Source organism: Mesorhizobium loti R88b, from assembly GCF_013170845.1.
Taxonomy (GTDB): domain Bacteria; phylum Pseudomonadota; class Alphaproteobacteria; order Rhizobiales; family Rhizobiaceae; genus Mesorhizobium; species Mesorhizobium loti_B.
The window spans coordinates 5,259,733-5,283,758 of the sequence record NZ_CP033367.1 but is presented as its reverse complement, the minus strand read 5'-3'; the positions used below and the strand labels follow the sequence as shown (position 1 = coordinate 5,283,758).

General features: G+C 62.9%; 26 protein-coding genes. 18 read left to right on the top strand and 8 right to left on the bottom strand.

Annotated elements, in window-relative coordinates; translation table 11 throughout:
• The first annotated feature begins 90 nt into the window (after positions 1-90).
• The 4 genes from EB235_RS25935 (at position 91) to EB235_RS25920 (ending at position 4,867) form a co-directional block, all read left to right on the top strand.
• A complete protein-coding gene (locus EB235_RS25935; protein WP_027034548.1) occupies positions 91-1,968 on the top strand; it encodes an ABC-F family ATP-binding cassette domain-containing protein in 1,878 nt (625 codons plus the stop codon).
• A 109-nt stretch (positions 1,969-2,077) separates the two neighbouring features.
• A complete protein-coding gene (locus EB235_RS25930) occupies positions 2,078-2,395 on the top strand; it encodes a hypothetical protein (RefSeq protein WP_027034549.1) in 318 nt (105 codons plus the stop codon).
• Between the two features lie 17 nt (positions 2,396-2,412).
• Positions 2,413-2,616 (top strand): hypothetical protein, encoded by a 204-nt coding sequence (locus tag EB235_RS25925; protein WP_027034550.1) that lies wholly within the window; start codon positions 2,413-2,415, stop codon positions 2,614-2,616.
• A gap of 142 nt (positions 2,617-2,758) precedes the next feature.
• A complete protein-coding gene (locus tag EB235_RS25920; protein ID WP_027034551.1) occupies positions 2,759-4,867 on the top strand; it encodes a molybdopterin-containing oxidoreductase family protein in 2,109 nt (702 codons plus the stop codon).
• Positions 4,868-4,899: 32 nt separating this feature from the next.
• On the opposite strand, the gene EB235_RS25915 is transcribed toward EB235_RS25920, so the two are convergent.
• Positions 4,900-6,042 (bottom strand): flavin-containing monooxygenase, encoded by a 1,143-nt coding sequence (locus EB235_RS25915; RefSeq protein WP_032926126.1) that lies wholly within the window; start codon positions 6,040-6,042, stop codon positions 4,900-4,902.
• An 80-nt stretch (positions 6,043-6,122) separates the two neighbouring features.
• Complete coding sequence (locus EB235_RS25910) at positions 6,123-6,632, bottom strand: Lrp/AsnC family transcriptional regulator (protein WP_167334911.1); 510 nt, start codon at positions 6,630-6,632, stop codon at positions 6,123-6,125.
• 74 nt (positions 6,633-6,706) lie between these two features.
• Here EB235_RS25910 and EB235_RS25905 point away from each other — a divergent pair, with 74 nt between their 5' ends.
• The 10 genes from EB235_RS25905 to EB235_RS25860 all read left to right on the top strand — a co-directional run bounded on the left by EB235_RS25905 (position 6,707) and on the right by EB235_RS25860 (position 17,096).
• Entirely contained in the window at positions 6,707-7,915 is a 1,209-nt protein-coding gene (locus EB235_RS25905; protein WP_027034554.1) for a diaminopropionate ammonia-lyase, read from the top strand.
• Complete coding sequence (locus tag EB235_RS25900) at positions 7,912-9,144, top strand: Zn-dependent hydrolase (RefSeq protein ID WP_027034555.1); 1,233 nt, start codon at positions 7,912-7,914, stop codon at positions 9,142-9,144. The genes EB235_RS25905 and EB235_RS25900 overlap by 4 nt, the downstream gene beginning before the upstream one ends.
• Before the next feature lie 4 nt (positions 9,145-9,148).
• Entirely contained in the window at positions 9,149-10,309 is a 1,161-nt protein-coding gene (locus EB235_RS25895; RefSeq protein WP_027034556.1) for a M20 aminoacylase family protein, read from the top strand.
• 337 nt (positions 10,310-10,646) lie between these two features.
• A complete protein-coding gene (locus EB235_RS25890; protein WP_032926127.1) occupies positions 10,647-10,859 on the top strand; it encodes a hypothetical protein in 213 nt (70 codons plus the stop codon).
• Positions 10,860-10,955: 96 nt separating this feature from the next.
• Complete coding sequence (locus tag EB235_RS25885; RefSeq protein ID WP_080680996.1) at positions 10,956-11,129, top strand: hypothetical protein; 174 nt, start codon at positions 10,956-10,958, stop codon at positions 11,127-11,129.
• A gap of 62 nt (positions 11,130-11,191) precedes the next feature.
• The gene (locus tag EB235_RS25880) at positions 11,192-13,285 is read left to right on the top strand and encodes an ATP-dependent helicase (protein WP_027034558.1); all 2,094 of its coding nucleotides are present in this window, start codon (positions 11,192-11,194) and stop codon (positions 13,283-13,285) included.
• A gap of 9 nt (positions 13,286-13,294) precedes the next feature.
• Positions 13,295-14,089: a 4-hydroxy-tetrahydrodipicolinate reductase gene (gene dapB / locus EB235_RS25875; RefSeq protein WP_027034559.1), complete on the top strand. Its 795-nt coding sequence runs from the start codon at positions 13,295-13,297 to the stop codon at positions 14,087-14,089.
• A 245-nt stretch (positions 14,090-14,334) separates the two neighbouring features.
• Positions 14,335-15,291: an ABC transporter substrate-binding protein gene (locus EB235_RS25870; protein ID WP_432431185.1), complete on the top strand. Its 957-nt coding sequence runs from the start codon at positions 14,335-14,337 to the stop codon at positions 15,289-15,291.
• 105 nt (positions 15,292-15,396) lie between these two features.
• Positions 15,397-16,206 (top strand): ABC transporter ATP-binding protein, encoded by an 810-nt coding sequence (locus EB235_RS25865; RefSeq protein WP_027034561.1) that lies wholly within the window; start codon positions 15,397-15,399, stop codon positions 16,204-16,206.
• 11 nt (positions 16,207-16,217) lie between these two features.
• Positions 16,218-17,096 (top strand): ABC transporter permease, encoded by an 879-nt coding sequence (locus tag EB235_RS25860; RefSeq protein ID WP_027034562.1) that lies wholly within the window; start codon positions 16,218-16,220, stop codon positions 17,094-17,096.
• Between the two features lie 13 nt (positions 17,097-17,109).
• On the opposite strand, the gene EB235_RS25855 is transcribed toward EB235_RS25860, so the two are convergent.
• Positions 17,110-18,468, bottom strand: a complete 1,359-nt coding sequence (locus EB235_RS25855) for a sensor histidine kinase (protein WP_027034563.1) — start codon at positions 18,466-18,468, stop codon at positions 17,110-17,112.
• The gene (locus EB235_RS25850) at positions 18,465-19,142 is read right to left on the bottom strand and encodes a response regulator (protein WP_027034564.1); all 678 of its coding nucleotides are present in this window, start codon (positions 19,140-19,142) and stop codon (positions 18,465-18,467) included. The genes EB235_RS25855 and EB235_RS25850 overlap by 4 nt, the downstream gene beginning before the upstream one ends.
• A gap of 484 nt (positions 19,143-19,626) precedes the next feature.
• On the opposite strand from EB235_RS25850, the gene EB235_RS25845 reads away from it, so the two are divergent.
• The 4 genes from EB235_RS25845 to EB235_RS25830 all read left to right on the top strand — a co-directional run bounded on the left by EB235_RS25845 (position 19,627) and on the right by EB235_RS25830 (position 21,208).
• Complete coding sequence (locus EB235_RS25845) at positions 19,627-19,830, top strand: DUF680 domain-containing protein (RefSeq protein ID WP_027034565.1); 204 nt, start codon at positions 19,627-19,629, stop codon at positions 19,828-19,830.
• Positions 19,831-19,870: 40 nt separating this feature from the next.
• Positions 19,871-20,098: a DUF680 domain-containing protein gene (locus EB235_RS25840; RefSeq protein ID WP_027034566.1), complete on the top strand. Its 228-nt coding sequence runs from the start codon at positions 19,871-19,873 to the stop codon at positions 20,096-20,098.
• Positions 20,099-20,478: 380 nt separating this feature from the next.
• On the top strand, positions 20,479-20,712 hold the full coding sequence (locus tag EB235_RS25835) for a DUF680 domain-containing protein (protein WP_027034567.1): 234 nt from the start codon (positions 20,479-20,481) through the stop codon (positions 20,710-20,712).
• A gap of 256 nt (positions 20,713-20,968) precedes the next feature.
• Positions 20,969-21,208: a DUF680 domain-containing protein gene (locus tag EB235_RS25830; protein WP_027034568.1), complete on the top strand. Its 240-nt coding sequence runs from the start codon at positions 20,969-20,971 to the stop codon at positions 21,206-21,208.
• A gap of 50 nt (positions 21,209-21,258) precedes the next feature.
• On the opposite strand, the gene EB235_RS25825 is transcribed toward EB235_RS25830, so the two are convergent.
• Genes EB235_RS25825 through purM form a run of 4 tightly spaced genes read right to left on the bottom strand, consistent with a single transcriptional unit; the run spans position 21,259 to position 23,905 of the window.
• Entirely contained in the window at positions 21,259-21,768 is a 510-nt protein-coding gene (locus tag EB235_RS25825; protein WP_027034569.1) for a SixA phosphatase family protein, read from the bottom strand.
• On the bottom strand, positions 21,765-22,109 hold the full coding sequence (locus EB235_RS25820) for a hypothetical protein (RefSeq protein ID WP_027034570.1): 345 nt from the start codon (positions 22,107-22,109) through the stop codon (positions 21,765-21,767). Before EB235_RS25820 ends, EB235_RS25825 begins: the two co-directional genes overlap by 4 nt.
• Before the next feature lie 12 nt (positions 22,110-22,121).
• On the bottom strand, positions 22,122-22,781 hold the full coding sequence (gene purN, locus EB235_RS25815) for a phosphoribosylglycinamide formyltransferase (RefSeq protein WP_051429899.1): 660 nt from the start codon (positions 22,779-22,781) through the stop codon (positions 22,122-22,124).
• 44 nt (positions 22,782-22,825) lie between these two features.
• Positions 22,826-23,905: a phosphoribosylformylglycinamidine cyclo-ligase gene (gene purM, locus EB235_RS25810; RefSeq protein ID WP_027034572.1), complete on the bottom strand. Its 1,080-nt coding sequence runs from the start codon at positions 23,903-23,905 to the stop codon at positions 22,826-22,828.
• Positions 23,906-24,026 lie beyond the last annotated feature (121 nt).

Below are 24,026 nucleotides of genomic sequence, written 5' to 3'. Positions count from 1 at the left end.
CGCGGTTGCGCGCGCCGTTTTCAGGCCTTGTGCGGCCAACTGGCCCACAAGGTCTTGCGAAGCGTTGATGTCCGGTGCAAAAGCGCGGCCATGCTTGTAATCAATGACCTTTCGCTCCGCATGGCCGGACGCCTGCTTCTCGACCACGCCTCGCTGACCTTGCCGGCCGGCACCAAGGCTGGCCTTGTCGGCCGCAACGGCACCGGCAAGACGACGCTGTTCAAGGCCATCACCGGCGATTTTCCCTCCGAGACAGGCTCGATCAGCCTCCCGAAGAACACCCGCATCGGCCAGGTGGCGCAGGAAGCACCAGGCACCGAGGAGCCGCTGATCGAGATCGTGCTCAAGGCCGACCTCGAACGCACCGCTTTGCTCGAAGAGGAAAAGACGGCGACGGATCCGCACCGCATCGCCGACATCCACATGCGGCTGGCCGACATCGATGCGCATTCGGCTGAGTCCCGCGCGGCCACCATTCTGGCCGGCCTTGGCTTCGACGACGCCGCGCAGCGCCGTCCGGCCTCATCCTTCTCCGGCGGCTGGCGCATGCGCGTGGCCCTCGCTGCAGTGCTGTTTTCCGAGCCTGACCTTCTGCTGCTCGACGAGCCGACCAATTATCTCGATCTCGAAGGCACATTGTGGCTGGAAAACTATGTGTCGAAGTATCCGCACACAGTGCTTTTGATTTCGCACGATCGCGACCTGCTCAACCGCGCCGTCAATTCGATCGTCCATCTAGACCAGAAGAAGCTGACCTTCTGGCGCGGCGGCTACGACCAGTTCGAGCGCCAGTATAGCGAGCAGAAAGAGTTGCAGGAAAAGGGTCGCGTCAAACAGGAGGCGGCCCGCAAGCATATGGAATCCTTCGTCGAACGCTTCCGCGCCAAGGCCTCGAAGGCGAGACAGGCGCAGTCGCGCATCAAGGCGCTGGAAAAGATGAAGCCGATCGCGGCCATCGTCAACGATTCGGTGCGGCCGTTCTCTTTCCCGGAGCCGGTGAAGACGGTTGCCTCGCCGATCGTGGCGCTGAACAACGTCAATGTCGGCTACACCGAAGGACAGCCGATCCTGAAGAAGATGACGCTGCGTATCGACGCCGACGACCGCATCGCGCTGCTGGGCGCCAACGGCAATGGCAAGTCGACCTTCGCCAAATTGCTGTCCGGGCGGCTCAAGCAGGAGAGCGGTACCATGACCGTGGCGCCCGGGCTGAAGGTGGCGATCTTCGCCCAGCATCAGCTTGACGATCTCAGGCCGGAGGAAAACGCCTACGAACATGTGCGCCGGCTGATGCCGGAGGCGCCGGAATCCAAGGTGCGCGGCCGCGTCGCCCAGTTTGGTCTGACGACCGAGAAAATGAATACGCCCGCCAAGGACCTGTCCGGCGGCGAGAAGGCGCGGTTGTTGATGGGCCTGTCGGCTTTCGAGGGGCCGAACCTGTTCATCCTCGACGAACCGACCAACCACCTCGACATCGACAGCCGCGAATCGCTGATCCATGCGCTGAACGAATTCCCGGGTGCCGTGATCCTGATCTCGCACGACCGCCATCTCCTGGAGGCGACGGCCGACCGGCTGTGGCTGGTCAAGGATGGCGCGGTCAACCCGTATGATGGCGACTTGGAAGACTACAAGACGCTGGTCACCGGCGTGTCCGGCGACCGCCGCGGCAAGCGCGAGGCGGACAAGGCCTCGAAAGCCGACCGTCGCCGCGATGCGGCCGCGCGCCGCGCCGCTTTTGAGCCGCTGGCGAAGGAAATCCGCGCTACCGAAGCGCTGATGGACCGTATCCGGAAGCGCATCGACGGCATCGAGGACGAGCTGTCCAATCCGGCGGTCTATGAGAAGGATCCGTCGACGGCGACGCGGCTGGCCAAGGAACGCTCACAGCTTGCCCAGACGCTCGCCGGCCACGAGGAAAAATGGCTGACCATGTCGGCCGAATATGAGGAAGGCACGGCGGAGTAGGGGGGCGCTCTTTCCTTCTCCCTTTGCGGGAGAAGGGCGAGGCGCCATCTTGGCCCTACACGCTGTCTCGTCATCTCGCTAATCTCACGTCCGGACCGCCGAGGCGCCTATGTCGGCCATAGATGATTTCATCAATGAATTCGTGCGCGAGGGCGGGTTCTTCTTCGGCTTGCACCAACGGCATTTTGACCCTGCCGCGGCCGAGCGTGCCTTGAAAGCTCTTAAGCGCACCAAGATCGGTGCCGATCACGGGGCTAACTATCGTCTTATCGATCTTCTGTTTAACGCCGGAGTCGAGCTCAGCACCTACGCATACTACAATCGCGACAACGAAATGTTCGACCACCACTTCAACTTGCTCTTCTTTGAGATTGCCGAGCGGTTCAATTCGGTCAGTAAGTTAGGCGATGCTATGCGCGAGAAATAGCGTTCGGAGAGCCGTCGATGTCGAAGGATTTGTGGATCGAAGCCGGCAAGATACTGGCCGTTGATCCCAGAACTATCATCAAATGCCCCGACTGTGGCGAGGCGGAGCTGACGGTTTTAGACACTCCGGCAGACGCAACCCATATCGACCGTCACATACGCTGTCCGGGATGCGGTGCTTACAATGCGCTCTACAAGAACATCGGTTTCGACCACCCATGAAGCCCTGCCACAAACGGGATTAGCTCTCCTTCAAGGAAAGGGTAAACCGCCGCCGCATCAGGTAGAAAAGGCATCCCCTAAAGGCAGCTTGTAGGCAAATCTGGCCCTACACGCGACGTTCGGAACCGGCTAATCTGCTCCCATGAACCAGCACGCCAAACTCCGCATCGGCCATTCGGCCTGTCCCCATGATTGCCCCTCGACCTGTGCGCTCGAGGTCGAATTGCTCGATGGCAACCGCATCGGCCGCGTCCATGGCGCCAAGTCCAACAGCTATACGGCGGGTGTCGTCTGCGCCAAGGTCGCGCGCTACGCGGACCGCGTCCATCATCCCGACCGGCTGCTGAAGCCGCTGATCCGCGCCGGCGCCAAGGGCGACGGCACGTGGAAGGAATCAAGCTGGGAGGCGGCGCTCGACCTTGTCGCCGAAAAATTCATCGCGGCCGAGGAAAAATACGGCTCCGAGACGGTCTGGCCCTATTACTATGCCGGCACGATGGGGCTGGTGCAGCGCGACGGCATCGACCGACTGCGCCATGCCAAGAAATATTCCGGCTTCTTCGGCTCGATCTGCACCAATCTGGCCTGGACCGGCTGGATGATGGGGGCCGGCGCCTTGCGCGGGCCCGACCCGCGCGAGATGGCGAAATCCGATTGCGTGGTGATCTGGGGCACCAATGCCGTGGTCACCCAAGTCAATGTCATGACCCACGCCATCAAGGCGCGCAAGGAACGCGGGGCGAAGATCGTCGTCATCGACGTCTACGAGAACGCGACGATGAAGCAGGCCGATCTCGGCCTGGTCCTGAAACCCGGCACCGATGGCGCGCTCGCATGTGCTGTCATGCATGTGCTGTTCAGGGAAGGCCTGGCCGACCGCGCCTATCTCGAAAAATACACCGACGATCCGAAGGGGCTGGAAGAGCATCTGCGGACGCGCACGCCTGAGTGGGCGGCTGGGATCACGGGTTTGGCGGTCGCCGAAATCGAGGCCTTCGCCCGCCTCGTCGGCACGACGAAGAAAACCTATTTCCGGCTCGGCTATGGTTTTGCCCGCCAGCGCAACGGTTCGGTCAACATGCATGCCGCGTCTTGCATCGCCGCGGTCACCGGCGCCTGGCAATATGAAGGCGGCGGCGCCTTCCATTCCAATTCCGGCATCTTCAAGCTCAACCAGGATGTGCTGGAAGGCTCGAAGATGCGCGATCCCTCGATCCGCTATCTCGACCAGTCGCGCACCGGTCCGGTGCTGACGGGTGCCGCGGACGCGCTTTACGGCGGGCCGCCGGTCACGGCGATGCTGATCCAGAACACCAATCCGGCCAATGTGGCGCCCGAGCAGCGCCTGGTGAAGCAAGGTTTTCTGCGCGACGACCTGTTCACCTGCGTGCATGAGCAGTTCATGACCGACACGGCCAAGCTTGCCGACGTCGTGCTGCCAGCAACGATGTTCCTCGAGCACGACGACGTCTACAAGGGTGGCGGCAACCAGCACATCACGCTCGGCCCCAAGTTGATCGAGCCGCCGGAAGGCCCGCGCACCAATCACTTCGTCATCGAGCAATTGGCGGAACGCCTTGGCGTCGCCGACCGCCCAGGCTTTGGTCTGACCGAACAGCAGCATATCGACATCATCCTGGGCAAGCGTGGGCTGGGCAGCTTCGCCAGTCTGAAGGAAGACAAGTGGATCGATCTTCAGCCGGATTTCGAAGCCGCACATTTCGTCAACGGTTTCGGGCATGCGGATGGAAAATTCCACTTCCGCGCCAACTGGAGTGGGCAGGCCGCGCCCAACCGGCCACCGAAGAGCATGGGCTTGTTCGGGCCGGTTGATCAGCTGCCGGAATTTCCCGATCATGTCGATCTGATCGAAGTGGCCGACGAGGCGCATCCGTTCCGGCTGACGACCTCGCCGGCGCGCAATTTCCTCAACTCGACCTTTGCCGAGACGCCGGTGTCGAAGGAAAAGGAAGGCAGGCCAGCGCTGCTCCTGCATCCCGACGATGCTGCGGACCTGGGGCTTGCCGATGGCGACCGTGTCGAGGTCGGCAACCGGCGCGGCGACCTGGTGCTGCACGCCAAGTTCTTCGAAGGCATCAAGCGCGGTGTGGTGATCGCCGAAGGCATCTGGCCAAACAGCGCGCATGAGCGCGGCGAGGGCATCAATGTGCTGACCGGCGCCGACGCGCCGGCACCTTATGGCGGCGCTGCCTTCCACGACAACAAGGTGTGGCTGCGCAAGGCAAGTTGAGCTGGGCGAGCGCGTCGGCCGTCTGAGGCCGACTATACCGGCAGGATTTCGGCCGCCTTTTTCCTGTTCAGCCGCTGCCGGATGTCGTCGGCGATCGCCTGGGCTTCGATGCCGATCTCACGCAACAATCCGGTGACCGCATTGTGGAAACCAATGAGGTAGAGGCCGAGATCCGAAGCCTGCGCGGTAACGCCGCTGCGGTCCGGCTGGATGCCGGGTTCGAGGAGTTTGGCATAGCCCGGCCGGTAACCGGTGGCAAAGATGATCGCATCGAATTCGCTGTGTGTGCCGTTGGCGAAACGGACGCCGCGTTCCGAGATTTCGGCGATGTCGGGCGCAACCTTGATCGCGCCTTCGCGGATCTTGGCGATGGTGCCGACGTCGATCACCGGAATGCGCGATGCAATCGCAATCTGCTCCAGCAGTCCCTGTCCCGGCCGTTTGAGTCCATATTTTTCCAGCCTGCCCAGCACCAGGTCGAGAATGACCGGGAACAAAGCGTCATTGAGGCGCTGCGGCCCCAAGCGCGTTGCCATGCCGACCATCTGGATGGGCACGCCGAACAGTTCGCGCGGCACGATATGAACGCCGCCGCGCACGCAAATTGTCGGTCGCGCACCGTTTTCCGCCAGATCGAGCGCAATCTCGGCGCCGGTGTTGCCCATGCCGATGACCAGCACCGACTGGCCGGCGAAACGCGTGGCATTGCGATAGTCGGCGCTGTGCAGTGTCTTCCCCATGAAGCTGTCGATGCCTGCAAATCCCGGCCGCAAGGGCTCGGCATTGTAGCCTGACGCGATCACCACATGCCTGGCGCGCAGCGGGCCGGATGTCGCATTCACACGCCAGACGCGACTTTTTCGGGCGATGGCTTTCACCGTTTCTCCAAACCGGGGTTTGAGGTCGAAGCGTTGCGCATAGGTATCGAGATACTCGACGAAGAGATCGCGCGGCACGTAACGCGGATAGTGCTTCGGGAAGGGCACGAAGGGCAGCGACGAATAGCGTTTGGTCGTGTGCAGGTGGACGCGCTCGTAATGGCGTCGCCAGGCGGGCGCGGCCTGCTGCTCTTTTTCGATGATGATGAACTCGACCCCAGCCTGCCGCAGGCATGCGGCAACGGCCAGGCCCGCCGGCCCGGCACCGATGATTGCAACTGTCGTGGTGTCTTCCAAGCGCGCCTCCCAACAAATTCGCGTCCAGAGAATGTCGAAAAGCACGGCAGGACCGGACTGGAGCCTGCCAGCCAGCTAGCTCAGTCGGGCAGTGGCACCGTCAGTCCGACCTTGACGCGGTCCATGGCGACGAAGGTACGGAATTTCCGGACATTGTTGCTGCCGAAGAACAGTTTTCGCGTCAGTGCCTCATAGGCGCCCATATCGGCCACGGTGATGATGAGGATGAAGTCGGCTTCGCCCGTGACGTAGTAGCATTGCTGCACTTCGGGCGTTTCCGAGAATTGCCGCTTGGCCGCGTCGATCAGTTCGGTGCGTTCGCTCTCCAGCTCCACCTCGACGAAGATGGTGATGGGCTGGCCGACCGCCGCCGGCTCGATGATCGCGACATTGCTGGCGATGACGCCGGCCTGCTCCATGCGCTTGATGCGGCGCTGCACCGCCGGTGCCGACAGGTTCACCGCTTCGCCGATCAGCCGCTGCGGCGTCGTGTTGTCCCGCTGCAGGATGGCAAGGATGGCGAGATCGAAACTGTCGAGTGAGGCCGGCGATTGGGGCAATGGAGGTATCCAGGTGAAACAAACTTGCATTTCGGAGGTCCAATTACAGCGCTCTTTGCGCCCGTCCTGCAATATGGTCTCGCCTGATACCAAGGAGGCCGCCAGTGTTCCTGCCCAACCGCAATGCCTTGCACGGCAAGCCGCTTGATGCGGCCGATGCCGAAACCCTGGGGATTGCCGGGGCGGATACGGTGGAGCGCTTTCTTGCCCATCGTGACAATCATTTGGTGACGCCACTGCACGCGCTGCCGGCACTGGCGAGCGCACTTGGCCTCGATGCACTGCATGTCAAGGACGAGGGCTTCCGTCTTGGCCTTGGCAGCTTCAAGGCGCTGGGCGGCGCTTATGCTGTCTTCCGTCTGGTGCTGGAGGAAGCAAGCAAGCGGCTTGGGCGCTCCGTCGATGTCGCCGATCTCGGTCAGCCCGAGGTTCGCTCGGTCGCCGCGAAGATGACTTTTGCCTGCGCCACCGACGGCAATCACGGCCGCTCGGTCGCGCAGGGTGCCGAACTTGCCGGCACCAGGGCCGTGATCTTTGTCCATGCCGGCGTCAGCGAGGAACGCATCGCGGCAATAGCCCGCTATGGCGCGGAGATGGTTCGTGTCGACGGCAATTATGACGATTCGGTCAGGCAGGCCGCGCAAGTTTCGGCCGAGAAGGGCTGGACCGTTGTGTCGGATACGTCGTGGCCGGGCTATGAGCGCATCCCCGGCCTGGTGATGCAGGGCTATACGGCGATCGTGCGCGAAGCGCTGCGCCAGCTCCGCCAGCCGCCGACCCACGTCTTCGTCCAGGCGGGCGTTGGCGGCATTGCCGCCGCGGTGGCCGGCCATCTCGCCATCGTGCTCGGCGACGCCAGGCCAACCTTCATTGTCGTCGAGCCCGCGCGTGCCGCATGCATCGTCGCAGCCGCTGTGGCAGGGCGTGTGGTCAAGGTGGCGCACGATCAGCCGACTGTCATGGCCATGCTTGAATGCTACGAGGCCTCGCAGGTCGCCTGGCGCATGCTGGCGCGCGTCGCCGATGCCTTCATGACCGTGGACGAGGACGACGCCATCGCGGTAATGCGACGCTTGGCACGGCCGGCCGGCGCCGATCCGGTCATCGTCGCCGGCGAGAGCGGCGGCGTCGGCCTTGCCGGACTGATCCGGGCGATGGCCGATAACAGGGCCGATCTCGGCCTCGACGACAAATCCCGCGTGCTGGTGATCAACACCGAAGGGGCGACCGACCCGCATCGCTATGCGGAACTGGTCGGCATGAGCCCGGCCGATGTGCTGGCCGGCAAGTTCGCCGCCGAAGCAACACCGTGATCGCGATCGATGCACAGCGCCTGCTTGGCCGCATTCGTGAACTCGGCGCCGTTGGCCGCGATGGCGAGGGCAGGCTGATCCGGCTGGCCGCTTCCGACACCGACAGGCAGGGCCGCGACCTCTTCGTCGGCTGGCTGCGGCAGGCCGGGCTCGATGTCGCCATCGACCGCATCGGCAACATCTTTGGCATTTGGCAAAGCGCCGACAATGCCGGCGAGGCACCGCTGCTCATCGGCTCCCACATCGACACGGTCATCGACGCTGGCATCTATGATGGCTGCTACGGCGTGATTGCCGGGCTGGAGGTGATCGAGACGCTGAGGGCGTCCGGCCTCTCGCCGTTGCGCCCGCTCGCCGTCGCTGCCTTCACCAACGAGGAAGGCGTGCGCTTTTCTCCCGACATGATGGGGTCGCTGGTCCATGCTGGCGGCGTTGATGTCGAAGCAGCACTCGCCGCTGTCGGGACCGATGGCAGCACGCTCGGGCAGGAACTGGCCCGTATTGGCTATGCCGGTGACCGCGAACCGGGTTTTCTCAAGCCGCATATCTATGTCGAATTGCATATCGAACAGGGGCCGGTTCTGGAGCGCGAAGGCATCCCGATCGGTGCGGTGGAAACCCTGCAAGGCATCTCCTGGCAGCGCATCACCCTCGATGGCGTCGCCAACCATGCCGGCACCACGCCAATGTCGATGCGCAGCGATGCCGGATACGCGGCGGCGCGTGTCGTCACCTTCCTGCATGACCGGGCAGCGGCTTCCAACGCGCCGACCGTTGCCACCGTCGGCACGATGCGCTTCGAGCCGAACGCCATCAACGTCATTCCATCGCGCGCCGTCTTCACCGTCGATCTGCGCGATCCCGACGAGCAGCGCTTGCAGGCGGAAGAGGCGGCACTGGCTGCCTTTCTGGAACAGCTTGGCACCGAGGGCGTCACCGTGACAGTCGAAAGGCTGGCGCGCTTCGAACCCGTTATTTTCGACGGCCGGGTCGTCGAGCTGATCGAGGCCGCGGCGAGGAAGCGCGGGCTTGCCTCGCGGCGCATGACCTCGGGTGCGGGCCATGACGCGCAGATGATCGCCCGCATCGCGCCGGCGGCGATGATCTTCGTGCCGAGCGCTGGAGGCATCAGCCACAGTCCGCGCGAGCACACTGAAGACGCCGAGCTTGTTGCCGGCGCCAACATCCTGCTTGATGTCGTCATTGAACTTGCCGAGCTCGAGGGGTGAAGACATGGCGGAACTCGATCCCGAAACGTTGAAGCGCGAGATGACCGCTTGGCGGCACGATCTGCACGCACATCCCGAATTCGGCTTTGAGGAGAAACGGACTGCTGCGTTCGTCGCCGCCAAGCTGCGCGAATTCGGCCTGGACGATGTCAGTGAGGGCGTCGGTGGCACCGGTGTCGTTGGCACGCTGAAGCGCGGCAGCGGTAACCGCGCGATTGCGCTGCGGGCTGACATGGATGCTTTGCGTATCACCGAGCAGTCGACCGCGCCCTATCGCTCCGGCAATCCCGGAGTGATGCATGCCTGCGGTCATGACGGCCACACCGCCATGCTGCTTGGCGCGGCCAAGCTGCTGGCCGGCGAGGGCGGTTTCGACGGCACCGTGCGCTTCATCTTCCAGCCGGCCGAGGAGTGGGGCAGGGGCGCGCTGGCCATGCTCGACGATGGCCTGATGCAGCGCTTCCCCTTCGACGAGATCTTTGGCCTGCACAATATGCCTGGCCTCGCCGTCGGCCATTTCGAGACCCGCGCCGGCCCGGTTATGTCAGCGGAGGACAATTTCGAGATCGTGCTCAGAGGGATCGGTGGCCATGCGGCGCGGCCGCATTCGGGAAACGAAACGCTGGTCGCCGCCTGCGCGCTGGTCACCAATCTGCAGACCATCGTTTCGCGCCGGCTGAGCCCGGCCGACATAGCGGTGGTTTCGGTGACCGAACTGATCACCGACGGCACCCGCAATGCACTGCCCGGTCTTGCCCGCATCCTTGGCGACGCGCGTAGTTTCCGCCCCGAAGTCAGCGCCGAGATCGAGCGCCAGATGCGCATCATCGCCGAGGGCATCGCTACAGCTTACAACGTCAGCGCCGAGGTCAGCTACACCAGAGAATTCGTGCCCTTGCGCAACGATGCCGAACTGGTCGACGCGGCCTTCGTCGCCGCCAAAAACGTCTTCGAGCCAGACAATATCGCGGTCGCCCGTGAGCCGATGACAGGGTCGGAGGATTTCGCCCGCTTCCTCGACCATGTGCCGGGCTGCTTCGTCTTCCTCGGCAATGGCGAAGCCTCGGCACCGCTCCACAATTCCAGCTACGACTTCAACGATGACGGGCTGTTGTTCGGTGCCAATTTTCATGTCGCCATCACCAGGCAAAGGCTCGCGACCTGATTCAATCGGTCAACCAGCCGGTCGTGGCCGCTGATATTGTTGACTTAAACCCACTCCACGGCATCATCACCCCAGACTGCGGCGTGCCCGGGCGCGGAACCGGTGACAACCACATGACGTCAGGGCAAGACTCAGCTAGCCTGCGTTGTGCGGCGGACCTGATATATCCGCTTGGCCGGCGCCTTCTCCTCCCAAGCGGCGCCGGCCTTCTTCCCTAATTTCATTGCTGCCGACGCTAAATTAGCGAAAGTTAAATTTAGAGCGTTTGGCCTTGCTGGAAATTAGGAGCTCTGCGGCATAACTCCCGCATGCCTTCGGGGTGGTGGCAGGAAGAGTGATGCGTGGACGTGGATGGATTAAGGCGTTGCGGCAGGACGAGGCCCGGCAGCTGCGTGCGCGCATTGCCGAGCTTGAGCGCGCCCTGATGGTCTCGTCAAAGCCTGGCCGTCACGGGCGCCATGAAGCCGGGCACGAACTGCGCAATGCGAAGTTCCGCCTGCAGCGCCTCGAAGAATGCATCGCCGAAATGCCGGGCACATACGCGCAGTAGCGGAAGTTTCGCTCTCTGCTTCAGCCAGGTCAGGATAGCCGGTGGGAACCAAACGCTGTCTCCCCGGTTGCTTCTGCTCCAAAGGAGTATCAAACCATGTTCCGTTTGCTCGTCGCTGGCGCTCTGGCCTACGTCACATACCGCCTCACCAGAAAGATGGTCGAGGATGTGCCCGATACGGTCGATCCGCTGCTGTTGCCGCCAAGACAGTTTGACCGCGAGAGCTTGCGCCGGCAGTCGGCGGCCATGGGTGTTGATCCCCGGAGATAGATCCAGCTGTCATTGCCGGTCGCTGCCGTTGCGAACAAAGCGGAAACGATGCTTGATGGGGCATGAACCTTGCCGCCCCTGATTCGAAATTTCGGGATACGACCGTCGCGCCCGCCTATCTCGCCCGGTTGAATGATGCCCAGCGTCAGGCCGTCGAGCATGGCGACGGCAAGATCGCAGGTCCCTTGCTGGTCATTGCCGGCGCCGGCTCCGGGAAGACCAACACGCTGGCGCATCGCGTCGCCCATCTGATCGTCAAAGGGGCGGACCCGCGCCGCATCCTGCTGATGACCTTTTCGCGCCGCGCCGCATCCGAAATGGCAAAACGTGTCGAGCGCATCGCCGGTGAGGTGCTCGGCCGCGACGCCGCGGTGATCACCGACGCGCTGACCTGGGCCGGCACCTTCCATGGGATTGGCGCCCGGCTGTTGCGAGACTATGCGCTGGAGATCGGCCTCGATCCGGCCTTCACCATCCATGACCGCGAGGATTCCGCCGACCTGATGAATCTCGTGCGCCATGAACTCGGTTTCTCCAAGACAGAGGCGCGCTTTCCGACCAAGGGCACCTGCCTCGCGATCTATTCTCGCGCCGTCAACGCGCAGGCGCCGCTCGGCGAGGTGCTGGGCTCAGCTTTTCCCTGGTGCGCCGGCTGGGCGGAGCAGCTGAAGCTGCTTTTCGCCGGCTATGTCGAGGCCAAGCAGGCGCAGAACGTGCTCGATTACGACGATCTGCTGCTCTACTGGGCGCAGATGACGGCCGAGCCTGAGATCGCGACGCATCTTGGTGAGCGTTTCGACCATGTTCTGGTCGATGAATACCAGGACACCAACCGTTTGCAGTCCTCGATCCTGCTGGCGCTCAAACCCGACGGCGCCGGGCTGACGGTGGTTGGCGACGACGCGCAGTCGATCTATTCGTTCCGTGCCGCCGAGGTGCGCAACATTCTCGATTTCCCCAAGCAGTTCGCACAGGCCGCCGATGTGGTGACGTTGGAGCGCAATTACCGCTCGACCGAGACCATTCTGGCCGCCGCCAACGCGGTGATCGGCGAGGCCTCGGAACGCTTCACCAAGAACCTGTGGTCGGACCGCAAATCCACCGACCGGCCGAGACTGGTGAGTGTGCGCGACGAAGTCGAGCAAGCGAACTTCGTCTGCGACACGATCCTTGCCGAGCGCGAGGCTGGCACGGCACTGAAATCGCAAGCTGTGCTGTTTCGCGCCTCGCATCACAGCGGACCGCTGGAGATCGAGCTGACGCGGCGCAACATCCCCTTCGTCAAGTTCGGCGGGCTGAAATTCGTTGATGCTTCCCACGTCAAGGACGTGCTGGCGGTGCTGCGTTTTGCTGAAAACCCGCGCGACCGCGTCGCCGGTTTTCGCGTCCTGCAGCTGATGCCGGGCATCGGCCCGTCGGCCGCCGCGCACATCGTCGAAGCCATGACGACAGCGCTGGACGAGGCGATGGGGCTGGCCGGCTGGCGTCCGCCACAACGCGCGGCCGATGACTGGCCGGGTTTCGTCTCGCTCTATTCCGGCCTGCGGGCCGGTGCCAAATGGCCGGCCGATCTCGAACAGGTCAGGCTGTGGTACGAGCCGCATCTGGAACGCATCCACGAGGATGCGATCACGCGCCGGGCCGACCTGTTGCAGCTCGAGCAGATCGGCTCCGGTTATGCTTCGCGCGAGCGCTTCCTGACCGAACTGACGCTCGATCCACCGGACGCGACCAGCGACCAGGCCGGACCGCCGCATCGCGACGAGGACTATCTGATCCTGTCGACCATCCACTCGGCCAAGGGCCAGGAGTGGAAGAATGTCTTTGTCCTCAACACCGTCGATGGCTGCATCCCGGCTGATCTCGGCGTCGGCACCAAGGAGGACATCGAGGAGGAGCGCCGGCTGCTCTACGTGGCGATGACGCGGGCCAAGGACAATCTCAACCTGGTCATGCCGCAGCGCTTCTTTCCGCACGGCCAGGCGGCGCGCGGCGACCGCCACCTCTATGCCTCGCGCACCCGCTTCATACCGGCCTCGATCCTCGCTGCGTTCCAGCAGATATCGTGGCCAAGCGCGCAAGCAGCACAAGGCAGGGCGCCCCGGCCGGAGGTGCGCGTCGACATCGGTGCGCGCATGCGCGGCATGTGGAAATAGCCGAAGGCCATGGCACAACCGCCGATCAGGATCGCCATCGCCGGGGCGTTGGGCCGCATGGGACGCCAGATGGCGGACGCCGCGCGGGCCGATGCGCGGCTGGCGCTCGTCGCCCGCTTTCATCGGCCAGGCAGTGTCGGCGAGGGGCTGGTCGATCGCGAGGACGCGCTTGCGATGGCTGATGTGGTCATCGATTTCACCACACCAGCGGCGTCGGCCGAGCTGGCAAGGTTTTGCGCGAGCCGAGGCCGTCCCGCTTTGGTGATTGGCTCGACCGGTTTCGATACCGCCGAGCTAGCCACCATCGCCGACGCCGCGACAACGATTCCCATCGTGCGCTCCGGCAGTTTTTCGCTTGGGCTCAACATGCTGGTTGGGCTCGTCGAACAAGCGGCGAGGGCGCTCGATGCCGACGACTGGGATGCCGAGATTTTCGAGGCGCATCATCGCCACAAGATCGATGCGCCGTCGGGCACCGCGCTGATGCTGGGGCAAGCCATTGCCGGCGGTCGCGCTGTCGGTCTTGATACTGTCGCCAAGCGTGTCCGCGACGGCGTTACCGGCGCCCGCCCCAACGGCGAAATTGGCTTTGCGGTGACGCGCGGCGGCAGCATCATCGGCGAGCACAGCGTCAGCTTCTGTGCCGAGGGCGAAACCGTCACCCTGTCGCATGCCGCCGGCGACCGGATCATGTTCGCGCGTGGCGCCATCGCCGCCGCGCTTTGGGTGGCGGGACGCCTGCCCGGCGAGTACGACATGCACGACGTGCTTGGGCTGGACAGCCGAGCCAGGCACACGGCGTAAATTATGACGGCGCGCCGTGGCGACCACCGGCCGCAGCTTACCGATCCGTAAGGTTTGCCGTAATTTTCGGCTTTACCTTGAAAGCTGGATGAAAGGTTGGTGCCATAATTGTTGACTGGCGCCCCATATTTGTCGCGGAAAGCGATGGGAGAGAGAGGGGCGCGGGAAACGAACAAAGGGAAGAGGCCATGTCGCTCGCGCGAATTCTGCTTGATTCAGCCGCCACAACCGCACTCGTTGCCACCATGGCCTTGTCAGCGCCGTCAGCACGCGCCGACGAGAAGATCTCCATCATGGTCGGCGGCTACGAGAAACAGATTTATCTGCCAGCCAAGCTGACCGAGGCGCTCGGTTACTTCAAGGACGAGGGTCTCGATGTCGAGCTGCTGAATGAACCGGCCGGCGTCGATGCCGAAAACGAGATGCTCGCTGGCGCCGTACAGGGAGTCGTCGGCTTCTACGATCACTGCATCGATCTGCAGGCAAAAGGCAAATTCGTCGAATCCATCGTCCAGTTCAGCCAGGCGCCGGGCGAGGTCGAGCTGGTTTCGACGAAACACCCCGAGATCAAATCACCCGCCGACTTCAAGGGAATGAGTCTGGGCGTGACCGGTCTGGGCTCATCGACGAATTTTCTTACGGAGTATCTCGCCGTCAAGAACGGCCTGAAGCTCGGCGAATTTACCTCGGTTCCGGTTGGCGCCGGCACAACCTTCATCGCCGCCATGCAGCAGGACAAGATCCAGGCAGGCATGACGACCGAGCCGACGATCACCCGGCTGCTGAAAACCGGCGAAGCGACCGTTCTTATCGATATGCGCACAATGGAGGGCACCAAGGCTGCGCTTGGCGGCACTTACCCGGCCGCATCCCTCTATATGCAGACCGACTGGGTCGAAGCGCATAAGGACACAGTGCAGAAGCTGGCCAATGCCTTCGTCAAGACGCAGAAGTTCATCAACACGCATAGCGGCGCCGAGATCGCCGACAAGATGCCGAAGGACTATTATGTCGGCGACAAGGAAGGCTACGTGAAGGCCCTCGATGCCGGCAAGGCGATGTTCACCCCCGACGGGATAATGCCCGAAGGAGGCCCGGAGACGGTGCTGACGGTTCTTTCAGCCTTCAAGAAGGAACTGCAGGGCAAGCAGATCGACCTCTCCAAGACCTACACCTCGGAATTCGTCAAGAACGCCAAATAGCAGACCGTGCCGGCGCGATGCGCGACATCGCGCCGGCAATCGTCAGTTCTTGACGTCCGGCGGCCTGGCCGACGGCTGGCGTCCGCTCGAACCCGGAGTTCCACCATGACCCCTGAAAAGACCACGCCAGCGATTGAACTGATCAATGTCAGTCGGCGGTTCCTCTCGCCCAGCGGCAAATCGCTGACAGCGCTGCGCGATTTCACTATGACCGTCGAGCGCGGCGAATTCGTCGCCGTCGTCGGTCCAACCGGTTGCGGAAAATCCACCACCCTCAACCTCGTCACGGGACTGGCAAGCCCAAGTGCCGGCGAGGTTCGTGTCATGGGCGCGCCCGTCAAGGGAATAGACCCGCGCATCGGGTTTGTCTTTCAAAGCGATGCCTTGTTTCCCTGGCGAACTGTGATCGAGAATGTGATGGCCGGCCCGCTCTTTCGCGGCAGGGCCAAGTCGGATGCTACGGCTGCGGCACGCGACTGGCTGGCACGCGTCGGCTTGTCTCGTTTCGAGCAGCATTATCCACACCAGCTTTCCGGCGGCATGCGCAAGCGCGTGGCGTTGGCCCAGACCTTCATAAATGGCCCGGAAATCCTTCTCATGGACGAGCCGTTTTCGGCGCTCGACGTGCAGACGCGCGTGCTGATGCACGAGGAGTTGCTGCGCCTGTGGTCGCAGGCAAAAGCCTCCGTGGTCTTCGTCACGCATGACCTCGAAGAGGCGATCGCGCTTGCCGACAAGGTCTATGTCCTGACCGCCGGGCCGGCCACCGTGAAGTCGGTCTACACGATCGATCTGCCGCGCCCGCGCGTGGTCGCCGATATCCGCTATGAACAGAGCTTCATCGATTACTCGCGCACCATCTGGGCCGACCTCAAGGAAGAGGTCGAGACCAGCTATGCGCGCGCGGCAGCCTGAGGAGGAACGCCATGACAGATGCCGCCATCGACATCAGAGCAGGGGCTTTCAAGCCTGGTACATCAGACGCGGAAATCGAAGCGGCCGCGGCAAAGGCATCGCAGCACCGTCGCCGCACCGTGATTTTCTGGCGGGTCGCGATTCTCGTCGCCTTTCTAGGCTTGTGGGAAATTGCCGCGCGTCAAGCCTGGATCGATCCGTTCTTCTACGCAATGCCGAGCGCGATCGCGCAGCGGCTCTATGAATGGACGACGGAAGGAACGTCCGAGGGGCCGCTCTGGTATCATCTCTATGTTACCATGGAGGAGTCGGTCATTGGCTTCGTAACCGGCTCGGTTGCCGGCATCATCGTCGGCGTCGCGCTCGGCCGCAACCGGATGGCTGCCGACATCTTCTCCATCTACATCAAGGTGATCAATTCCATTCCGCGTGTGGTTCTGGCACCGATCTTCATCATGATCCTCGGCCTTGGCCTCGCTTCGAAAGTGGCGCTTGCCTTCGTAATGGTTTTCTTCGTTGTCTTCCACAATGCCTTTCAGGGCGTGCGGGAAGCCGACAGGGCTATGATCGCCAATGCCCGTATTCTCGGTGCGTCCGACTGGCAATTGACCCGCTCGGTGATTGTCCCTTCGGCGATGAGCTGGATCTTCGCCAGCCTGCATGTCAGCTTCGGCTTTGCCATCATCGGCGCGATCGTTGGCGAGTTCGTCGGCGCGCGCTTCGGCATCGGCCTGCTGATCAACATCGCCAAGGGGTCCTTTGATGCCGCCGGCATGTACGCCGCGATCGTCATCGTCATGGTGGTGGCGCTCGCTGCCGAGTACCTGATGACGATGGTCGAGAACCGCCTGGCAAAATGGCGTCCCCAGCCATTGCATGAGACGCAGTGAGCGGCGAAATATACTAATCCCCCGCCAGCGGCAGCCGCACTTCAACCACAAGACCGCCGGCCGCGCCATCCCCGAGGGTGACGCGGCCGCCGGCATTTTCGACAACCTCGCGCACGATGGCGAGGCCAAGCCCGCTGCCTTCCTCGGTCGAGCCGGCGATGCGATAGAAGCGCTCGAACACGTGGTCTCGCTCGTCCACCCGAATGCCAGGCCCGTCGTCGGCGACCGTCAGCACGGCTTCGCCACCGAAGGCGGCCAGCCGCACCGTGACGCTGCCGCCTGACCGGGAGTAGCGCAGCGCGTTGTCGACAAGGTTTACGATCATCTCACGCAGCATGGTGCCGTCGCCGATAACCGGCACCGGACCGGCCTCCTCAAGGCCGAGATCGATGTTGCGGGCGACCGCCGTCGGCGCCTGCGTTTCCAGCACGTGGCGGGCGGCCTCAGTCAGGTCGATGCGGTCGGTGCGCGGCCGCCGGCTGCCCGGCTCCGCCCGGGACAGGGTGAGCAACTGTTCGGCCAACCGCGCCAGTTTGCCGGAGCTTGCCTGCAGCGCCATCAGCGCTTCCTGGCGCGCGTCGGGGACAGTTTCACGCAGCGCGTAACTCGCTTGCGTCGACAACAGTGCCAGTGGGGTGCGCAATTGGTGCGCCGCATTGGCGATGAAGCGGCGCTGCGCCGCCATCTGCGCCCGCACCCGCTCCATATAGGCGTTCAGCGCGTCGATCAGCGGGCGGATCTCGTTCTGTGCGCCGGGTACTTCGACAGGGTCAAGGTCGCTGCGACTTGGGGAGCGCACCGCATCGCGCAAGCGTATCAAGGGTGCAAGGCCCCGATGCAGACCCAGCAGAACGAACAAGCCTGCAATCGCCACCAGTGCCAGCTGTTGGGCAAAGGCGCCAAACCACAGACGCCGCACCATGGCGTCGTGTCCGGCAAGCGAGACGCCAACGGTGACGGTGATCGGCGAATCCTTGCCGGCACCGACCACCGCGTGGCTGAACGTAAGCAGCCTCAGCCGATGGTCGCGATAGCTTGCCTCTGTGTCGGAGGACTTTGGTGCCTCCGGCAAATCCGGATAGCCGGTCAGCAACCGCCCTCCAGCAGCCTTGACATGGTAGTAGACGCTGTCGTGGTCGCCGGTGTCGAACATCTCAAGCGCCGCAGGTGGGATCGTGGCGTCGAGCACGCCGTCAGCCACGGCGACACGTTCAGCAATAGCCCGCGCCGAGCCCATCAGCATGCGGTCGGTGACGAGATCCGCGGTTGTCAGCGCGTTGCGGTGGCTGGTCCACAGATTGATGGTGGCGAGCCCGGCGAGCGGCAGCACCACCCAAGCCAGCAATTGCAGCCGAAGACTGTTGATCCTCATGGCGCCAAATCGTCGTGACGCAAGAGATAGCCGAGGCCACGCAAGGTGGCTATCTGGACACGCGACCCTTCAAGCTTCTTGCGCACACGATGGACGTAGATCTCGATGGCGCTGGGATCGGCGTCGGTTTCGAAGTCGTAGATCGCTGCCAAAAGTGCTGCCTTGCTCACCGTGCGCCCGGCCTTGACCATCAACTGCTCCAGCACCGCATGTTCGCGTGGTGTCAGCGCCAGCGTTTGGCCGGCGAGCGAAAACAGTCGGGTGTTGGTATCGAAGACCAGATCGCCGCAGGCAACGACAGGCGCGGTGCGGTCATTGGCGCGGCGCAGCTGCACACGGATGCGTGCCTCGAGCTCCTCGATCTGGAAGGGCTTGGCCAGATAGTCGTCGGCGCCTTCATTGAGGCCCTTGACCCGGCCGTCGAGGCTGGCATTGGCGGTCAGCACGATCACCGGCACCGCATTGCCTCGTGCCCGCAGCGTGCGCAGCACCTCCATCCCGCTCATGCGCGGCAGCGCCAGGTCGAGGATGACAAGCGCATGCTCGCCGGCGGCCAGCGCATGCTCGACATCCTCACCGTCATGGACAATGTCGACCACATAGTTTGCCTGACGCAGGGTCTTGCCCAGCCAATCGGCCAGTTCGTGATTGTCCTCAACAAGCAGCAGTCGCATGTCTATGGCTGTTCCGGTATCCGCCCGCTTTCGGTTTTCAGCGGATCGCCTTGGCTTGATCAGCCGTGGCATCCGCCAACCCCAACTGAATGAGCGACAGTATCGATTTCAACGCAAGACAAATGCGGTTTTGCGGCTGATGACAATGGGTTTCGCATGTTCGATCGGTCGATTTCGGAGGTCAAATCGAACCGAACGGTTCGGTTCTGGTTGACGCATTGTATCGCGTATGGTGAACAATGACCGCCTGGGAGGCTTCATTTCCGTCAGGAGGGATCGCTGTAAGATACTGAATATATTAAGAAAATTGGGCCAAAATTGCTGCGCTGCAATATGAATTGTCTCTAATATAATAAAGCACTGCAAAACCGAGACGACTGGTAATCCAAAAAAGCCCTTCCCACCTTGGGGTGGTCCGAGCGACGCGAATTCCCCAAAGATGGCACGCCACTAGACGGACAGGAATAAAACTGGAGTTACCAAAATGACCAAGATCGCTCTTACCGCCGCCGCCATCCTCATTGCCACGGGCACCGCTTTTGCCGGCAGCGACAACTACAATTCCAACAGCGCGAACCAGCCCGCCGCCACTGTCGACCATTCGGTCACCGCTTCGATCTCGAAGTCGACCGCGACCGTCCAGACGCAGGCTCCGCAGGGCGCTGACCGCAACCTCTTCGGCCACTAGTCCCAGCCGACACTCAATCTCGAATTCAGGAGTACTTAAAATGACCAAGATCGCCCTCACCGCCGCCGCTATCCTCGTTGCCACGGGCACCGCTTTTGCTGGCAGCGACAATTACAATTCCAACAATGCCAACCAGCCTGCTGTCAGCCAGTCGGCTTCAAACGTCGACACCTTGCACACCGGTTCGATCGCGAAGTCCTTGAAGACACAGGGCGACGCCAATGCCAACGTTCCGGCTCAGTCGGGCCAGGGCATCTGGGGCCGTTAATTCTTCGAACCCCGGAAGACGACAAAGAGCGGTGGGCTTGGCCCGCCGCTCTTGTTTTTTGTGCGCGCGGCTGCGCCGACCAAAAGTCGAACCGATCGGTTCAATTAATGTTGACGCGTCGTGAACGGATGATGACCGCCGGCTCGGCGGATCATCGCCCTACGCGTCAGAAGATCTCTTATAACTATATGATATCAAAAAATAAAATTTTAGACGCTTGACGCCGGGGCCGAGATTCAAGGTCTGGATTCGGCACGTGATAGAACATCTTCGTGATTGGAAGTCGGCGAACGAAAAACCCATTTCCAGACTGTCCGAGCGACGCGAAATTCCTCCCAAGGGCACGCCACTAGACGGACAGAACTACTGGAGTAAAGAAAATGACCAAGATCGCACTTACCGCCGCCGCCATCCTCGTTGCCACGGGCAGCGCTTTCGCCGGCAGCGACAACTATCACTCGGCCACCGATAACCAGCCGGCCGTCACCGCACCCGCGGGCAATATTGACCACGGCCGCACGGCTTCGATCCGCAAGCCGGTCGAGCACCACGGCTTCAAGCTGACGCCTGATTCAGTCCAGCCGGAATCCGGTCAGGGCATCTGGGGCAAATGAGCCAACGCTCAATCGCGCCAGAAGCATCTGGGGTTGCTGTTCTTCGCAGCAGGCCTCGATAACAAAGAGCGGTGGGTTTGGCCCGCCGCTCTTGTTTTATGGATGCCAGATCGGCAGCGCCGGCTTCAGCAGCCGATCTTCACAGTCGGCAAAAAACATTCCACGTCCGGGAATAAAGCCGGACTTCCTGAGGTCTTGTCCATAGCGGAACCGTCCTCCCAAGACGCCGCCTAACGGATGAAACCAGGAGATTGAAATGAACAAGATTGCTCTCACCGTCGCTGCCATCCTCGTCGCCACCGGCAGTGCATTTGCCGGCAGCGACCACTTCGGCTCCGACGATGCCAACCAGCCGGTTGCTTCAGTCGCCGGTGTGGATCAAGCCGCCACCGGCGCGGTCAAGAATACGGATATGGCCGGGCACAAGGCAGCCGACACCAAGATGAAAACCACCACCGAATGGCCGGAACCCGGCCAGGGCATCTGGGGCAACTGAGGTCTCGGACGCGGCAGGCTTGCCCTGCCGCATCTGTTCGGCATGGACTTCTAACCAAGATCCTTCGGGCGCAGGCAATGCGTCAGCCGCGCGGAGGACAGGGCGGACCACTCGCCCTCGAAGACGAAGCGCGCAAGGGCCGCCGTCGGGAATTTTTCCTCGAGCCTCTTGCGCGACTTGACCTCCGATGTGGGCGCGGCAAGCTGCTTCGCCAGATCCTCCAGCCCGGGATTGTGGCCGACCATCAGCAGGCAATTGCTCGATGGATCGGCCTTGCGAATCCGGCCTAGAATATCCGCGGCCGAAGCATCGTAGAGCGCCTGGGCAAACGCGATGCGCGGATGCACAGGCAGTTCCGCGGCCACCAGCCGCCAGGTATCGCTGGTGCGCAGCGCCGGAGACACCAGCGCCAGGTCCGGCAACCAGTCGCGCACCGCAAGCTCCCGTCCCATCAGTCGGGCCGCCTTCAATCCGCGTTCGGCGAGTGGCCGGTCGAAATCGTCGAGGGCAGGGTCATCCCAGCTCGACTTGGCGTGGCGCAGGAGAAGCAGTTGTTTCATCGATTTGACTCCGACCAAGGGATGTCGGCATGAAAGTCTTTGCCATATCCGCCGCCGTGCTTTGTGCCGGCCTCAGTGTCGAAAGCCGCGGAAAGGGACCCAAAGACAAACAGCCCGACGCGACGCTCATCCTTATCCCACCGGACGGCGATATCCGACCCGCTGATGGCCCAGGTGCCCGATCGTATGTGAATTGCATCAACGACGGAGCCTGGCACGCTGCCCTGGGCCCGATAGAGGTAAAAATAGGCCGTGGCGTTTTGCGGATCTCCCGCCTCATCGTACTCGAAAACGCCGGCTAGGTCGCCTTTTGTCCGGATCGCGCTGTCGAAAACGTCCATTGGCCTGGGCTCTCAGGGCGTGATCCGTGCCAGATGTTCCAGATCGGCTTCTTCGCGCAGCGGATCGGGCGCCATCACCACCGAGGTGCCGTTGTCGGCGTCGTCGGCAAAGTGGGCAAGCACGGTTCGCCCGGCCTCCATGCGCGCCTTGCCTTCGGCGACCAGCCCCAGCGCCAACGCGTAGAGCCGATGCTCGGCCTTCAGCACGCGGGCAGCCAGCGTATCGGCATTGTCGCCGACCATCACCGGCACGGCAGCTTGTGCGATGATCGGGCCGTCATCCATCTCTGACGTGACGAAATGCACGGTGCAGCCATGGATGCGCATGCCGGCGGCCAGCGCTCGCGCATGCGTATCGAGCCCCTTGAAGGCCGGCAGCAGGGCAGGGTGGATGTTGATCATCCGGCCCTGCCATTTCTGGACGAAGCCGGGGGTGAGGATGCGCATGTAGCCGGCCAGCGCCACGATCTCGGCATTGAAGGCCGTGAGTGCGGCGTCGATCGCAGCGTCATGCGCCTGCTTGCTGCCATGGTCGGCACGCGAAATAACCTGCGTGGCGATACCGCGCGCTCGGGCGACGCCAAGGCCGGCGGCATCAGCCTTGTCAGAGATGACACCGACAATCTCAGCCGGGAAGGCCGGGTCGCTGGCCGCGGCGATCAGCGCGGTCATGTTGGAGCCGCGCCCCGAGATGAGGACGACTGTGCGTTTTCTGCTCACAGGCCGATCGAGCCCCGATAGATGACGCCGGCGTCACGGCGCGGCACAATGCGGCCGATTGGCGTCACCGTCTCGCCGGCTTCCTGCAGAACGGCGGCGACCTGTGCCGCTTGGCCGGACGCGACCGCCAGGATCATGCCGATGCCGCAGTTGAAGGTGCGCATCATCTCTTCCGGTGCCACCCCGCCGGTCTTGGCCAGCCAGGAGAACACCGGCGGCACGTCGATGGCTTCGAGGTCGAGCTCGGCCGAAAAATCCTTGGGCAGCACGCGCGGAATGTTTTCCGGGAAGCCGCCGCCGGTGATGTGGGCCAGCGCCTTGATGCCATGCGTGTTGCGGATGGCTTTCAGGATCGACTTAACATAGATGCGCGTCGGCTCGAGCAGCGCCTCGGCAAGCGTCGCGTCGTCGTTGAACGGCGCCGGATCGCTCCACGCCAGACCGCTGGTGGCGACGATGCGGCGCACCAGCGAGAAGCCGTTCGAGTGAAGACCGGAGGAGGCGAGCCCGAGCAGCACGTCGCCCTCGACGATATCGTCGGTCGGCAAAAGCTGACCGCGTTCAGCAGCCCCCACGGCAAAACCGGCGAGGTCATAGTCCTTGCCATGATACATGCCGGGCATTTCAGCCGTCTCGCCGCCGATCAGCGCGCAGCCGGCCTGTCGGCAGCCTTCGGCGATGCCGCCGACGATCGCGGCGCCCTGGTCGGGATCGAGCTTGCCGGTGGCGAAATAGTCGAGGAAGAACAGCGGTTCGGCACCTTGCACGACGATGTCGTTGACACACATGGCGACGAGGTCGATGCCGATCGTATCGTGCTTGCCGGCATCGATGGCGATCTTCAGCTTGGTGCCGACACCGTCATTGGCGGCAACCAGGACCGGATCGATGAAGCCGGCGGCCTTGAGGTCGAACAGACCGCCAAAGCCGCCGATCTCGCCATCGGCACCCGGCCGGCGCGTCGCGCGCACCAGCGGCTTGATCTTCTCGACCATCAGATTGCCGGCATCGATATCGACGCCGGCCTCTGCGTAGGTAAGCCCGTTCTTCAGCGTGCTCGGGTCGCGCTTGCTCATCGCAATTTTCCTGCTCGTTTGCGGGCTCTTCGCATGAATGGTTTCAGGGAGCAAGGATGACGCGCCAATGCGGCGGTTTTGCCCCCGACAAAAGCGATTGGCGAAGCGGCGGCGGCCGATC